14 protein-coding genes are annotated in these 14,059 nt (G+C 71.0%); 1 reads left to right on the forward strand and 13 read right to left on the reverse strand.

Translation table 11 applies throughout. The features are described 5' to 3' along the window. Positions 1-35 precede the first annotated feature (35 nt). The gene (locus ACH34T_RS01185) at positions 36-698 is read left to right on the forward strand and encodes a TetR/AcrR family transcriptional regulator (RefSeq protein ID WP_395990015.1); all 663 of its coding nucleotides are present in this window, start codon (positions 36-38) and stop codon (positions 696-698) included. 36 nt (positions 699-734) lie between these two features. Here the strand turns inward: ACH34T_RS01185 and ACH34T_RS01190 are convergent, their stop codons facing one another. From ACH34T_RS01190 to ACH34T_RS01250, 13 genes are all read right to left on the reverse strand, one after another. Continuing rightward, on the reverse strand, positions 735-1,880 hold the full coding sequence (locus ACH34T_RS01190; RefSeq protein WP_395990016.1) for a hypothetical protein: 1,146 nt from the start codon (positions 1,878-1,880) through the stop codon (positions 735-737). 143 nt (positions 1,881-2,023) lie between these two features. Continuing rightward, positions 2,024-3,235, reverse strand: coding sequence for a helix-turn-helix domain-containing protein (locus ACH34T_RS01195; protein WP_395990017.1), 1,212 nt, complete (start codon positions 3,233-3,235; stop codon positions 2,024-2,026). Between the two features lie 253 nt (positions 3,236-3,488). Next, the gene (locus ACH34T_RS01200; protein ID WP_395990018.1) at positions 3,489-4,688 is read right to left on the reverse strand and encodes a helix-turn-helix domain-containing protein; all 1,200 of its coding nucleotides are present in this window, start codon (positions 4,686-4,688) and stop codon (positions 3,489-3,491) included. A 188-nt stretch (positions 4,689-4,876) separates the two neighbouring features. Then, the gene (locus tag ACH34T_RS01205; RefSeq protein ID WP_395990019.1) at positions 4,877-5,521 is read right to left on the reverse strand and encodes a hypothetical protein; all 645 of its coding nucleotides are present in this window, start codon (positions 5,519-5,521) and stop codon (positions 4,877-4,879) included. Positions 5,522-5,632: 111 nt separating this feature from the next. Continuing rightward, positions 5,633-6,451, reverse strand: a complete 819-nt coding sequence (locus ACH34T_RS01210; protein ID WP_395990020.1) for a hypothetical protein — start codon at positions 6,449-6,451, stop codon at positions 5,633-5,635. Positions 6,452-6,559: 108 nt separating this feature from the next. Next, entirely contained in the window at positions 6,560-8,665 is a 2,106-nt protein-coding gene (locus ACH34T_RS01215; protein WP_395990021.1) for a hypothetical protein, read from the reverse strand. Between the two features lie 87 nt (positions 8,666-8,752). Continuing rightward, complete coding sequence (locus tag ACH34T_RS01220) at positions 8,753-9,412, reverse strand: hypothetical protein (RefSeq protein WP_395990022.1); 660 nt, start codon at positions 9,410-9,412, stop codon at positions 8,753-8,755. A 240-nt stretch (positions 9,413-9,652) separates the two neighbouring features. Beyond that, positions 9,653-10,387 (reverse strand): hypothetical protein, encoded by a 735-nt coding sequence (locus ACH34T_RS01225; RefSeq protein ID WP_395990023.1) that lies wholly within the window; start codon positions 10,385-10,387, stop codon positions 9,653-9,655. 29 nt (positions 10,388-10,416) lie between these two features. Next, a complete protein-coding gene (locus tag ACH34T_RS01230) occupies positions 10,417-10,971 on the reverse strand; it encodes a hypothetical protein (RefSeq protein ID WP_395990024.1) in 555 nt (184 codons plus the stop codon). A 16-nt stretch (positions 10,972-10,987) separates the two neighbouring features. Further along, positions 10,988-11,626 (reverse strand): hypothetical protein, encoded by a 639-nt coding sequence (locus ACH34T_RS01235; RefSeq protein ID WP_395990025.1) that lies wholly within the window; start codon positions 11,624-11,626, stop codon positions 10,988-10,990. 20 nt (positions 11,627-11,646) lie between these two features. Beyond that, complete coding sequence (locus ACH34T_RS01240; protein WP_395990026.1) at positions 11,647-12,258, reverse strand: hypothetical protein; 612 nt, start codon at positions 12,256-12,258, stop codon at positions 11,647-11,649. Continuing rightward, on the reverse strand, positions 12,255-12,812 hold the full coding sequence (locus ACH34T_RS01245; RefSeq protein ID WP_395990027.1) for a hypothetical protein: 558 nt from the start codon (positions 12,810-12,812) through the stop codon (positions 12,255-12,257). Before ACH34T_RS01245 ends, ACH34T_RS01240 begins: the two co-directional genes overlap by 4 nt. Beyond that, a complete protein-coding gene (locus ACH34T_RS01250; RefSeq protein WP_395990028.1) occupies positions 12,809-14,059 on the reverse strand; it encodes an MCE family protein in 1,251 nt (416 codons plus the stop codon). The genes ACH34T_RS01245 and ACH34T_RS01250 overlap by 4 nt, the downstream gene beginning before the upstream one ends.

A 14,059-nucleotide genomic window follows, 5' to 3' on the forward strand; every position in this document is an offset into this window, starting at 1 on the left:
GGGTGCGGGCGTCCGCGTCCTGGCACCATGGGGGGATGCGAGCGAGCAGGGCGCACCACGCGAACGGCGCCGCGGGCGACGGGACCGGCGGCGACTCGGGCGGCGGCGGGCGCCAGTGGGCGCGGGCCGACGCGACGCGGCAGGCGCTGCTGAGCGCGGCGCTGCACGTCTTCGCCGACCGCGGCTACGCCGACGCGGGCATCGCCGAGATCGTCGAGCGGTCCGGGATCAGCGTCGGCAGCCTCTACCACCACTACGGCGGCAAGGCCGGGCTGTACGTCGCGCTGTGGGAGGACCTCAGCGGCGAGCAGGAGGCGAGCGCCGCGCAGGCCGTGTCCGCCGCGCGCAAGGGCGGCGAGTCCGACCCGATCGCGCTGTTCATCGCGGGCGCCCGCGCCTACCTGCGGGTGTGCTGGGAGCGCCGGGACGCGGCCCGGCTGTTCCTCGGCGGGGAGGGCCCGTCCGGGTCGTCGCTGATGCGGCGCAGCCGCGCCCAGCACTGGATCGCGCAGAACACCAAGCTGCTGCGCGGCCCGTCCTCCGGCGAGCCGGCCGGACGTCCCGAGCAGGTGCTGAGCCTCGTCCTCACCACGGTGATCGGCGAGGCCGGACGGGAGATCGCCACGGCCGAGAGCGAGTCCGAGGCCACGGAGATCATCGAAGAGGTGTGCCGGATCCTGATCCGCCTGGCCCGCTGAACCCGGAGGCGGACGGCGCGGGCCGCCGAACAGGGGTCAGGCGAGGCGGATGCGCCGGACGCGTTTGGCACGGGCGGGTTGCGGCGGGAGCGTGCGCAGCCGCGCCGCCGTGAGCCGCTTCCCCGCGATCCGGGACCGGGACCGCCTGCGGACGGCCCGCGGCGGCCGGACGTCCGCGGCACGGCGGATCAGCCGCAGCCTGAGCAGCAGCAACGTCACCGACACCGTCAGCGCGGCCAGGAAGCCGGCCTGCAGCGCGCCGATGTCGTCGACGGTGAGCGGCTCGTCGGGAAGCTCCCGCAGGCCGGACACCGGGACGAGCGGCCCCAGGCTCGGCGCGATCTGCGGCTGGGCGATCGGCGGCAGCGCGACCTGGGGTCCCTGCATGCCCGCGAGCGGGTTGAAGCCGGTCGGGGTCAGCGGCGGGACGCCGGGCGGCAGGTTCGACAGGCTCACCCCGGGCGGCGGCGCGCCGGACGCGTCCGTGATGATCAGCTTGTAGCTGCCGGACGCGCCCTTGGCCTTCGTCGCGGCGGCCGCGGCCTTCACGAGGATCACACCGGGCTTGGCGTCGGACGCCGCCCGCACCGTCGCGAGGGCGGAGGTTCCACCGGCCCCGACGGAGCCGAGATTGTGCGTCCGCGGGCTCACCGCGGCGCCGGACGACGACAGCCGCAGGACGGTGTGCTGCGCGGTCGCCTTCCTCGACGACACCCGCACGGTCGCGGTGATCGATCCGCCGGGACGCATCGTCGCCGCCGACACCGACAGCCCGAGCGCCAGTTCGGGAGTCGCGGGCGTACCGGGACCGGGACCTGGCCCGGGCGGGTCGGTCGGATCAGGCGGGTCGGTCGGATCAGGCGGGTCCGGAGGGTCGGTCGGATCAGGCGGGTCCGGAGGGTCGGTCGGATCAGGCGGGTCCGGAGGGTCGGACGGGTCCGGCGGATCGGGGGGATCGGACGGGTCCGGTGGATCGGACGGGTCGGGCGGGTCCGTCGGCGTGCCGGTGGCCGGCGGATCGCTGGGAGGCGGGTCGGTGGCGGGCGGGTCGCTCGGCGTCTCGGAGGCGGTCGCGCTCGGGTCGGGCGTGGGCTCCGCGAGCACCGGGGGTGCGCTCGCCGCTCCGATCACCGCCGCCGCGGCCAGTCCCGCCAGGATCGACCAGGCCGATCGTGAGCGCACCCTGAACGCACCTCCACCGCGTCGCGACTATCCGTCCAATAGCTCCGAATTGGATGGAAGCATGGGCGAATGGGGGAATCAACCCTGTGCATCAAGGTCGTCGCACAGTGCTCATCGACCTGCGGCCGAGCGCTCGCCGTTTGTCAATCGGTGCTTGTTCTCTCCGTCGCGGCGCCCTCGCGTAGCCACATCGCGCGCAGCACGGCCTCGATCGCGAACCGTGCGTCGGGATCGGTCAGCCGGTCGCCGAGGATGTCTTCGAGGCGCCGCATCCGGTAGCGGACGGTCTGCGGGTGGATGTCGAGCTCCTTGGCGATCCCGGCGGCGGTTCCGCGGCTCACCAGCCAGGCGCGCAGCGTGTCCAGCAGCCGGTCGCGCTGCCGGGGGCTGAACCGCGCCATCGCGCCGAGGTGGCGGCGCGCGAGCTGGTCGATGAGCGCCTGGTCGGACAGCAGCAGCAGCGTGATCAGATGGTCCTCGCAGTCGGTCACCGGGCCGTCCCCGAGCACGCCGTTCTCCACCAGCCCGAGGGCGTGCCGGGCCCAGCGCAGCGAGTCGGCGGCGTGCCCGGCCGGGACCGCCGGGCCCGCGACGAGCTGACCGTCCGGCAGGACGCGCAGCAGGGCCCGCCGCCGTTCCGGGGTCAGGCCGCCCGGGACGACGAGGAACGGCTCGGCCGCGGTCAGGTCGGCGAGGACGTCGTCCTCCAGCGCGGCCCGCACGTACTGCGCGCCGGGCGGGGCGACGACCACGGTGACCTCGTCGGGGATCGGCCAGCCGGCCCGTCCGGCGGCGTCGGCAAGGACGCGCGGCGACCCGAGCGGGCGCATCAGCAGCTCCAGCAAACGCCGCCGGTGGCTCTCGACCTCGCCTTCGGGACGCGCGTCCAGGTAGCCCTCCAGCGCGAGCGCGGCGAGCTCGTCGATGTAGGCGAACAGGGCGTCGGCGAGCTGCGCCATGACCTCGGGCGACAGGTGCCTGCGCGGGCCGACCTTCATGATGCGGCGCCACGCGACCTGCGCGCCGAGGCGGAGCGCGGACTGGAGCGTGTCGAGCGTCCGGCCCTCCTGCGCCTCGAAGCGGCCGAGCCGCCGGTACGTCTCGTAGTGCCGCTCGCGCGGGGCGAGGGGGTTCGCGACCTGTTCCACGAAATCGGTCAGGGCGCGTTCGACGCCGATTCTCAGCGCCTCCACGTAGGGGCCCTTCAAATGGCGGCCGTATTCGGGGATCGTCCCGCGCACCTCGTGGACGATCTCCTGCGCGAGGCTGGGCAGTTCCGGCCGCATCAGCACGGCCAGCCGGCGCGGCAGCCTCGTCCGCCGCCGCACGACGCCCGGCGTCATCGTCTGCGCCATCGGCACACCTCCGAGAACGCCGCCGTCGCGGGTCCTGGCGTGTCGCCGGGAGGGGCACCCGGCGTCCCGGACGGTCGGCGGTGCGGCGGGACGTCGAGGGCGCGCCGAGCGGGGGTCCCCTGCACGCCCCCCGCGACATGTGAGCCGAACCACATTGAAGGTAGATCACTTACGTCCGGTCTCAAGGTAAAGAAAACGCAAATTCACCACTGTGTCAATCTGTAGTGACACTCGGCGTCCAATAAGGGCGGGCTCATCGCGGCGAGGGCCTCCGGTCCCGCAGCCGGTGCGCCCGGAGCACCGCGTCGAGCATGAAACGCGCCGCCGGATCGGCCAGCTGCGCGTCGAACGCCGCGCTGATCTGCCGCATCCGGTACCGCACCGTCTGCGGATGCAGCCGCAGCCGCCGCGCCGCCTCGACCGCGTTCCCCTGTGCCTCCAGCCACGCGCCCAGGGTTTCGGTCATGCGCATTCTCCGAGAATTCGTCATTCCGGCCAGTGCCGCCAATTCCCGCCGGACGAGCTGGTCGAGCAGCGACCCGTCCGACAGGAGCCACAGTTCCAGCAGATGCCGCTCGCACAGCGTCGGGCCCGCGTCCTCCAGCACACCGGCCTCCACCAGGCCGAGCGCGCGCCGCGCCCAGCGCAGCGAGTCGCCGGCCTCCGCCAGCGGGACGGTCAGCCCCACCGCGGCCCGGCGGTCCGGCAGTGCCCGGTGCAGCATCGCCCCGCGCGCCGCGCCGAAGCCGCCCGGGATCAGCAGCTGCGGCTCGGCGTCCGCGAGGTCGGCGAGTACGTCCGCGTCCAGCGCGTCCCGCACGCAGCGCGCCCCGGACGGCAGCGCGACCATCGTCACCTCGCCGGGCACCCGCCACCCGGCGGCCTCCGCCGACTCGGCCAGCGCGCCGCTCGCCGCCCCGGGCCGCAGCACGAGGCGCAGCAGCCGCCGGTGGACGCCGGACACCTCGTCCGCCGACGACTGCGCCTCCAGATAGCCCTGCACCGACAGCGACGCCAGCTCGTCGATGTAGGAGAACAGGGCGTCGGCCAGCCGCGTCATCACGTCCGACGGCAGCCGCCTGGTCCGCCCGACGTGCGCGACCCGCCGCCACGCGACCTGCACGCCGACCCGGTACGCGGCCTGGAGCGCGTCCAGGCTCCGCCCCTGGTACGCCTCGCTGCGCCCGAGCTCGCGGCACAGCTCGTCGCGCCGCTCGTAGGAGTCGCGGCCGCCGGACACCTGGTCGACGAACGCCGCCATCGCCTGCTCGACGGTGACCCGGAACGCGGCCGGCCTCGGCGTCCCCTCCTGCCGCCCGTACTCGGGCACCGACCGGCGCACCTCTCCGATGATCTCCTCGGCGAGCGAGGGCAGCTCGGCGCTCAGAATGGCGATGACCTGAGGCGGGATCGGCCCAGGACGACGCCCCCGCCCAGCGAGGGTCCCCGTCATTCAGCCCTCCTTCGCGCCGTCGAAAAGGCTTCAATAAAATTACCCGAACAACGGCTGCCGTGCAGCATTCAGCGGCGATCGGCGGCGGCTAATTCCGGGCATGCTCACTTGGCGACAGAATTGCCGTCGCCGAATAGTCATCTGGAGACAAAACTGTCCGATGACAATGGCGGTGGGTGATCGTCCGGTCAGGGGCTCGTGATGGTCTGGGCGGGGGTGACGGGGAGGGACGCCGCCAGTTCAATGGCGTCTCCCGGGGCGACCAGGTCGGCCGTGCATCGGTAGTTCGTGAACGTGACGCTCAGGTGCGCGCCGCTCAATGTCAGGGTGCGGTCGCCGTTGGCGTACGTCGCGCCGGTCGTGCCGGGGGCGCCGTCGGGGGCGCCGACGTCGGCGCGGCAGCCGTTCGAGACGTCCAGCGTGAGGTTGAGGTTGTTGAACGTGGCGGTCGTCGTGCCCTCGGCGGCGGCGTAGGAGTCGGCGTAGAAGTCCCAGGGGAGGTTGGCCGCCGTGGCCGCGGTGGTGAGGGCGTGCGGTCCGGTGCAGGCGGTGAGCGAGCCCTGGTCGAACGAGATCAGGCCGTAGCCCGACTGCCCCGCGCCCGCCGGGGCCGTCCCGGAGAACGCCGCCGTGCAGCGGATCGTCCAGCCCTTGGCGGTGTTGCGGAGTTCGGCGGGGGCGGTGGCGGAGACGGCGCCGCCGGGCGAGACCGTCCAGGTGCCCGCGTCCGCGTCCGCGTGCGCTGGGGCGGGGGCGGGGGCGGTCGTGACGAGTGCGAGCGCGGTCGCCAGTGCGAGCGCCGGTCTCAGTGCGGAGAACAGGGAGGACGTCATTGGCACGTTCCTTCGGCGTGGGCGCCCGCCCGGCGGGGTGAACCGCCGGGCGGGTGCGGGCCGCGCCCGCTGGGGGTGGTCAGCGCGCGGACGCGGCCGGTCTCGCGCGGATCAGGCCGGCAGCGTGGCGTACGTCCGGTAGCCGACGTACTCGTTGAAGATCATCGTGTTGCGGCCGGCGGCGGACGGGACGCCCGCCTGGCTGTTGACGATCTCGTTGACCAGGCCGAAGTCCAGGGCGCAGCCGCGGGCGCCCGGCACCGAGAACGCGTTGTCGACGTGGCCGAGCGACCGGGTCACCGTGGTGCCGTCCGTCCCGATGATCACCGGGGGCTTGCCGGAGATCGGGGTGTTGGGCGGCGGCGGGCTGGTCGTGCCGGTGATCAGGTCCAGCCTGATCGGGTGGGCCGAGTCGCCGATCAGGCACCTGCCGCCGAGGAACGGGTTGGTGAGCCGGATCTGCAGGTTCATCTTCACCTGGAAGTTCGAGTACTGGAAACCGCCCGCGTACTCGGGCTTGGCGTAGACGGCCGTGAGGATCGGGTCGCCGAAGATGCCCGGCATGACGAGCATCTTCTCCGACCTGAGGTTGCCGAAGATGGGCGTGTGCTCACGGGTATCCGGGTTGTACGACGTCGCGAACGTCATCCGGATCGGCTTGTCGATGTTCTGCGTGAACTTCCCGAGGATCATCTTGCCGCTGGTCACCACCGCGTTAAAGCAGATGGACGACCGCGGCGACGCGCCCGCCGGCAGCGTCGGACAGTCGGAGAAGTCGAAGGTGGGGATGGGGTCGTCCGCGAGCGCCGGCGCGGCGGGGGCCGCGGGCGCGGCCTGCGCCGGCGCCCCGGCCATCGTCAGTGCGGTCGCCAGGCCCGCGACGGGCAGCGCGACCTTGCCCATCCTTCTGAGCGCTCTGGTTGCTTTCACTGTGGGTCCTTTCCTCCTACCTGGTCGAGACCGTGGACCGGTCTCGGGCGAACAGCGGCGGGAAACTGCGGGCCTTCCTGGCGAGAAAGGACGGCACTCGGGGCCCTGCTACTCGGGCGTCTTGGACATGGTGATCTTCTGGCCGGGCCTGAACGCGAAATTTCCTTCCCCCGAGGCCCAGTTGGGCGTCCAGGCACCGGCCGGGCAGTCGGTGCTCGCGAGGGTGTCGAGTACCGAGGTCCCGTGCAGGGAGTTGTCCGAATACTCGCCCCCGATGGAACTGAAACCATCGAACTCTTTCCCGGACGGCGTCTTTCCTTTCGTGCCGAGCCGCAGCCGGCAGCTGTCCTCGTCGCCGTCGCCGTCGACGTCCGTGCCGCTGATCGCGACCGTCAGCTGCAGCCCGTAGACCCGCGCGATGATGTCGCCGGCGTCGGTGAGTTCCTGGCGGACGTTGAGGCTCCACGATTCGGTGTTGGCCGTCACGGTCACCGGGACATCGGACGGGCCATAGGTGCATCCGGCGAATTTCCGGGACTTGATCGTGGCGAGCTTGAACCTCGGCTGCCAAAGCCCCTTGGGAAGGGTGAACTTCATCGTGGCCGTCTCGCATTTGATCGAGCGGAACGCCCCGTCCGCCTCGCGGATCTCGAAGGGCTTCGCGACGGCGGTCACCTCGCCGCCCGGCGACACCGTGATGGTCTTCGGTTCGGTGTTGGTGTCCGGCTGGCACTTCGACGGGTCAGGGTTGTTCGGGTTCAGGGTGCACCACTTGCCCGACTCCAGCTGCACGTAGTTTCCCGTCCCGGACGTCGTCGCCGTCAGCAGCGGGCTGAGGTCCTCGCCCACACCGCAGCCGCTGAAGGCCGGCACCTCGGCATGGCCCGTGTAGGTGCCGCCGTCGGTGAAGTTGTTCGCCCCGATCACGTTGTTTCCGAGATAGCTGGAGAGTTTCAGGGGAATCGGGCCGGCGGCGCATCCGTCGCCGACGGCGACCGGCGTCCCGTTGACCAGGACGCCCGCCACCTGGATCTTCGTCGCCGCTTTGACCCAGACCGTGTTCTCCGCCACGGTGGGGATGATGCTGTTGCTCCAGAAGTCGGCGCGGAAGTTGGCGTTCCTGTTCCCGTTGGAACGCGGAGTCGGGACCTGCGCCACCTTCGCCGTGACGGTGGTGGGCATGAATCCGAAGCCCAGCATGGTCGCCTGTGTCGCGGCGGGCACAGCCAGAATGTAGCCGCGATACTGAATGTAGTTGTTGTCGCCTCGGTCGACCCATGCGTCGACGCTGTTGCGGATGCGGGCCTGCGCGCCGAGCGGCAGCGCGGCTCCAAGCTTCTTGGAATTGGCGAATCCCGATTGGCGGGCGCACTGGGGGCGGCCCGCGCTTGAGGTGTGCCGGGCGTCCGGGGGCGCCTTCGGAAGGTCCGGCGTGTCCATCGACGTCTCCGGATCGTCGTTGTATCCCCCGCCGGGCTCGGTCGGCCCGGGCATTCCGGCGCAGGTCGGATCCTCATCGGGAACCTGTGCATTCGCGCCCGCGCCGCCGGCGGATCCGGCGCCGGGTGCGCGAGCGATTCCACTACCCGAGACAGATCCGCGCATGACCGTGCCGTAGCTCTTCAGGGCACAGACCGCCTGGACGGGCCGCGCGTCCGTGTTGCCTTCGTCGCCGTTCAGGTCGAGGTTGAGGTTCGGCGCGATCCACACCACCTCTCCCGGAGAGTCGATTGTGACCGGGGGGACGGGACCCGTCCCCTTCAATTCGACCGGCCCGCGATGGTCCGGCTCCGTATTGGTCGCCTCAAGGGTGAAGCTCGGCCATCCCGCGTCCGTCAGCCGGCCGCCATGGCTGATCGCCACGGCGCTGCGAAGGGTGCCCGAAAGGCGCGGGCCCGAGATGCCCGCCGCTTGCGCGGGAGCCTCTGTCGCCGGAATTTGTTTGAGGACGTCCGAGACCATTCGTTCCGGCAGCCTTAGCGAAAGGGTCACCTTTCCCGGTGCGAGCGGCTTGCCGGGCTTGGCCACGAGTCGCGAGCGCGAACTGCCGGCGCGCAGCGTGATGTCGTAGATGCCGGACGACGTCGAGCAGACGTAGGAAAGGTCGTTCCCGGTCGCGGCCACCGCCTGAGGGAGATGGGCGAAAAGGCCGCCGACGACGACCAGCCCCGTCGTTCCGGCGCTCAGGGCCGATCTGCGGGAAACGAGCTTCATGGACATCCTCGTTCTTCGGGTGGAGCCGCGTCCCCCGGCGCCGGGGGACGCGGCCGCACGGTGACGAGTCCCGGTCGGTGCGACCGATCAGGACATGGTGATGATCGGCTTCGGACTGCCGTTCACCACGACCTCTCCGTCGAGCCTGATGTGGTCGCCGATGTTGATCAGCAGCGGGTCGCAGAGCCCGTTGTCGGCGGTGACCTCCAGGTTGTTGCTCGTCCCCGACAGCAGGTTGAGCGTGCCGTCGGCGTTGTCGTAGTTGCCGTCGACGGTGCCGGCCGCGCCGCCGGGGCCGGTGATGTCCGCCTCGCACCCGTCGCTGCCGACGATGTGGGCCTTCACGCCGCTGAGGAAGCCGGTGGTCACGCCGCCGGTCTGGCTGACGGCGGTGAGACCCCAGGGGAGGTTGCCCGGCTGGATCTCCACAAGGAGGCCACCGGGACCGTTGCAGGGCCCGTTGGCGCCGTTGTCGGTGTGGTGGAACGCGATGCTGTCGACCGTCGCGAGCGGGTTGTTGTCGCTCACCCCGTTGTCCAGGGTCGCGCCGCCGTTGACCACGTTGCAGGTGACCACCGCGCCCGTCTCGATGTCCTCGGCGATGAGGTTCGTGGACGCCTTCTGGAAGGTCTTCGCGCCGCCGTTCTGGACGGTCCAGGTCGCGGCGGAGGCGGGGGTCGCGACGAGGGAGAGGGCGGTGCCGGTGACGACCGCCGCGGTCAGGCCGGTGCGGATGAGCTTTCGCATGTCAGTTCTGCTTCCCTTCAGGGGTGGTTTCTCGACTAGTAGGGACACTGACCGCGTTTTACAAAGGGGCAACTCCTCTACGGGACGGTGAACTCGCGAGACCCCCTGGAATCCGCCGGTCTCAGCGGACTCCGGCACCGGACCACCCTGTCTCGCTGCTCTGCTACCAAGAAAGATACGCATCGGTAACTTGTTCCTCAATACTTGGCCGCAACTTTCTCGGGCATTTCTTGTGGCCTTTCAAATAATTGTCATGCACTGAGTTTTCGATCTTGGTCGCATTGTCATCGCCTGACAATTGATTCCAGTCCGCAATGGGTCCGTCACGGGCTCGTCACGGTGTGCGGATCTCCGTCCTGGACATATCCGCCGGTGAGGCCGATCCGATTTCCGACCTCGACCAGCAGCGGGTCGCACAAGCCGTTCGTACCGGTGATGACCAGATTGGTCCCCAGCGCGTCGTCGAGCGTGAGACGGCCGGTCGAATTCTGATACGAGAGACCGACCCCCGTTGGGGCCTCCCAGTTCGAGCTCGCAGCCGTCACTGCCCTCGCCCTTCGCGACGACCCCGGTCACCTTGCCTTTCACCGTTCCCCCGGTCACGTCGTAGGACTGGGCCTGGAACTTCCACGGCAACGCGAGCGCGGTCACGCGGACGAGCAGTCCCCCGGGGCCGTTGCAATCACCGCCGACGCCATTGTCGGAGTGCGAAAAGCTGATGGCGTCGATGGTGACGAGATCGTCGCCGGACAGTCCCGTGCCCGATTTCGCGGTCGAGGTCGCGGCGGAGGTGTCGCACGTGACCACCGCACCGTTGTCGATGTTCTCGACAATGAGATTGAGGTCGTTGTGCGCGGTGATCTTTCCGCCCGGGAGGAACGTCCAGGTCGCGGCGGTGCCGGCGGCCGCGGTCGCGAGAATGGCGGCTCCGGCCAGGGCGGCCAGTGCGGGCTTGCGGTGACCGATTTTAAGCATCGCGCATCTTACTCCAAAGAGAAGTTCGGCTATTTTTCGGTCAGGGTGTCGATGTTGCTGATTTTCCAGGCGCCGTCGGCGTGCACGGCGTTCACGGCGAAGACGGCCGCGGAATAGCTCGTCTCGTTCTTGTCGGTGCGGATGTTGCGCTGGTCGGCGAAGATGAGCAGGCGCGCGTCGTCGGCGGTCAGGGACTTGACCGCGGAGTCCGTGACCGTGGTGGTGAGGACCTGTTTCTGCGCGGGCGCCTGCTTGCGGACGAGCGCGAAGAGCTCGTTGTACTGCTGGACGGCCTTGCCGGTCAGCACTTCCTGCGCCGCCTTCTCGGTTTTCGCCACGTCCGCGTAGTTGTAGGAGAACGCCGTGTTCACCGCCGTGGTGATCTGGCCTTTGACTTCGGCCGTACGGGCGTTGTCGGTGAGCGCGTCGTTCCTCGCGGACGCCGCGCCCGCCAGGTCGCCCGCCTGGCCGTGCAGCCAGGCCGCGGCGACGCCGAACGCGATGGTGAGAGCGCCGAGGAAAACGACGAGGCGGCCGCGGCCATTGCCGGGGAGCGCGCGTCCGAGTGTGCTGATCGCTGCCATTCTGGGGTGCTCCTCGTCAGGGGGTTCCGGTCGGGGCCTGGCCGAGGGCCGACAGTTTCCAGCCCGACGACGTCCTCGTGAGCTGACCGGCGAACCTGCGCAGATTGCTCACCGGCTTTCCGTCGGCACGCGTGATCGTGACGTTGACGGCGGCGATGACGGCGGCCTTTCCGGCGCGGGTGTCGAGTTCGGTGAGCGCCGATTCCAGGACCTTCGCGGTGCTCGTCGTCTGCGCCTTCTCGATGTCGCTCTTCAGCCGGGCCCGGCCCTGGACGATCTCGTCGTAGAGCTGGGCGGTCGACGAGTCCTGCCAGACCTTCAGGCCCCCGTCCACGTCACGGTGGTCGAGGGTGTTGAGGTTGACGATCGCCTGGTCGGCGGCGGCGAGGACCCGGTCGCGTTCGGCGGCGTAGGTCAGCGAGGCGTCGTCGGACGCCGAGCGGTACGCATGGCCGAACCACGCGCACACCAGCGCGGCGATCACGGTCACCGCCAGCGCGACCTTGATCAGCGGCCCCTTGGAGAGGCCGCGTGGCGGCTTTGCGTCAGTGCTTTTCCTGGCGGACGGCTCCGGCTCTGTGGTTTCGGCCGTGGACTCGTCGGCTCGGGACTCGGGCGCTTCCGCGTTCGGGTCGGCCGTCCTGGTCTTGGTCACCTGAATTCCACCCCTTTCCTTCAGGCGGCCCGGAGGTCGCTGATGCGCCAGCCGTGGTCGTCGCGGGCCGTGACGATGAGCTGGGCCGCGACGGGCGCGCCGGTCGGCCTGCCGTCGCGGGTGGCGGTCTGGTCGAGGACGACCAGCAGGACCGCCGTCCCGTCACGGGTGAGTTCGATCAGCCCGGCCTTCGCGACCTTCGTGGTGAGGGCGAGCCTCATGACCGGGGCGTTCCGCTTCACCAGGCCGAACAGCCTGCGGTATTGGCCGGTGGCGCGGCCGGTGAGGGCCTCGCCCGCCGCCCGTTCGGTGGCCGCGGGGTCGGCGTGGGTGTAGGTGAAGATCCGCGCGACCTTGGCGGACACGTCCGCGACGACCTCGGCGGTGCGGGCCTTGTCGACGAGCGCGCGGTTGGCGGCCGGTGAACCCTCGCTCCGCCTGTCGGCCCAGCCGTCCACGGCGAGGGCGGACAGGCAGATCGCCAGGGCGAGGGCCACCGGCCACCCCCGTCCGGCGGCCCGCCTGAATGCTGGAACGAGCGGGCGCCGGGCAGGCTTCTTCTTCGGCGGGATGGGAACGCGGCGGGCGCCGCCGGTGCGGTCGGCGGGCCGGTCCTGGTCGGTGACGCTCACGGCCTGCTCCCCCCGGGCGACAGCGGCTTCAGCGAGCCGACCTTCCACACGCCGCCGACGCGCCGCATCCCGACCTCGTAGCGTTTGCGCTGCTCGGTGCCCTCGGCGGCCTCGCCGGATGGGTCGGTCCTGACCCTGACGGACGCGATGACGGTCGCCTCCCCGGCGGACCGGTCGAGGGAGGTGACGGCGAGCGCGGTGACCCGTCCGTGCGAGGCGGCCTTCTGCTTGCCGAACCTCGCGCGCGCGGCGGGCATGTCGCGTTTGAGGGCGTCGTGGAACGGGCCGGTGGCGACGTCCAGCCAGTGCGCCAGGTCGAGTTCGGCGACCTTGGGGTCGACGCTGTTGAGCAGCGTGAGATCGCGGACGGCCGTCCGGCTCACCTCGTCGCGCGCGGCGGCGAGGTCGTGGTCGGCGCCGCGTCCCGACTGGATCAGCGACCAGAGCGACAGGCACAGGAAGGCGGTGGCGGCGGCCGTGAGTACGTACCCGGCCGGACGGATCCACCGGGTCGTCCACGCGGACTCGCGAAGCGCCGCCGCCGGGCCGGTCATCGCGGGCCTCCGAGACCGAGGAGCGTGCGGAGGTCGCCGGCGGGGGCGGGGGCGGGCGTGCCGGGCAGGCCCAGTGCCGTGAGGAGGTCGCCGGTCGGGGTGGCGCTCAGCGTTCCGGGCTTGGCGGGTGCGGGGACGCCCTTGCGCGGCGCGTTCGCGGTGCCGCGGACGTTGATGCCGGTACCCGGGCCCTCCGCGCAGCGCGCGCCGGTATTGAAGCCGGGGGCGGGCGACAGGTCGAGGCCGTTGCGGTAGCGGGTCCCGCCGTAGCCGCGCGTGCACGGCTGCGGGTTGAAGAAGGTGTTCACCAGGCCGAGCCGGAGCTTGCCGCCGGACACGATCGAGGAGCCCACTCCGGCGACCTTCGGCAGGTTGGCGAGCAGTTCCTCGATGGCGGCCTGGCGCGGCTCGCCGACGCGCGCCGTCGTGAGGAGGTTCGCGAGGAGGATGCCGAGGTCGGGGTCCAGATCGCGCAGGAGTCCTGAGAGCTCGTTGGCCGCGCCGGGGCCGGACGCGATGACCTCGCGCAGGTCGGTGTCGGAGTCGCGGAGCTGCGCGGCCAGCAGCCTGGAGCTGGACGCGAACGACCTGAACGCCGCCGACATCTCGTTCTGCGTCCGCAGCACCGCCCGCCCGTTGTGGATCAGTGCGCGGGAGTCGGGGAACGCCGCGTCCGACGCCGACACGAACTGGGCGCTCGTGTCGAGGAGCTGCTGGAGGTGCGGGCCCTGCCCGGTGAACGCCAGCCCGAGCTCGTCGATCAGCACGCGGACGTCGTTGAGCGGGAGCGAGGCGGCCAGGTCGTTGACGCTCTTCAGCGTCTCGTTCACCGGCGCCGGCGTGGTGGTGACGCTGCGCGGGATCGTGCTGCCCTGCGCCAGGTACGGCCCGGACGGCGCGCTCGGCCGGAGGTCCACGTACTGCTCGCCCACGGCGGAGCGGTTCGCGACGATCGCCTGGAGGTTCTGCGGGATCTTCGGCGCGGAGGAGTCGATGTGCAGTTCGGCGGCGACTCCGTCCCGGGTCAGGTCGAGCTTCCCGACCGTGCCGACGGTGACGCCCCGGTACGACACCGCGGACCCCTCGAACAGGCCGCCGGTCGTCGCCAGGTCGAGCCGGACGGTGTAGTACCCGCGCATCCCGACGTACCGGCCGAGGTCGGCGTAGTTGACGCCGATGTAGCCGATCACCAGCACCGCGATGACGGCGAACGCGACGATCTTGATTCGGGTGACCGCGGTGAGCAT

This window comes from Actinomadura sp. 9N215, assembly GCF_044326345.1.
Classification (GTDB): Bacteria; Actinomycetota; Actinomycetes; order Streptosporangiales; family Streptosporangiaceae; genus Spirillospora.

Coding starts and splice junctions, on each gene's coding strand:
- ACH34T_RS01245 (WP_395990027.1), bottom strand. CDS start 12,812: ATGACCGGCCCGGCGGCGGCGCTTCGCGAGTCCGCGTGGACGACCCGG.
- ACH34T_RS01215 (WP_395990021.1), bottom strand. CDS start 8,665: ATGAAGCTCGTTTCCCGCAGATCGGCCCTGAGCGCCGGAACGACGGGG.
- ACH34T_RS01225 (WP_395990023.1), bottom strand. CDS start 10,387: ATGCTTAAAATCGGTCACCGCAAGCCCGCACTGGCCGCCCTGGCCGGA.
- ACH34T_RS01200 (WP_395990018.1), bottom strand. CDS start 4,688: ATGACGGGGACCCTCGCTGGGCGGGGGCGTCGTCCTGGGCCGATCCCG.
- ACH34T_RS01230 (WP_395990024.1), bottom strand. CDS start 10,971: ATGGCAGCGATCAGCACACTCGGACGCGCGCTCCCCGGCAATGGCCGC.
- ACH34T_RS01185 (WP_395990015.1), top strand. CDS start 36: ATGCGAGCGAGCAGGGCGCACCACGCGAACGGCGCCGCGGGCGACGGG.
- ACH34T_RS01205 (WP_395990019.1), bottom strand. CDS start 5,521: ATGACGTCCTCCCTGTTCTCCGCACTGAGACCGGCGCTCGCACTGGCG.
- ACH34T_RS01195 (WP_395990017.1), bottom strand. CDS start 3,235: ATGGCGCAGACGATGACGCCGGGCGTCGTGCGGCGGCGGACGAGGCTG.
- ACH34T_RS01220 (WP_395990022.1), bottom strand. CDS start 9,412: ATGCGAAAGCTCATCCGCACCGGCCTGACCGCGGCGGTCGTCACCGGC.
- ACH34T_RS01250 (WP_395990028.1), bottom strand. CDS start 14,059: ATGCTCACCGCGGTCACCCGAATCAAGATCGTCGCGTTCGCCGTCATC.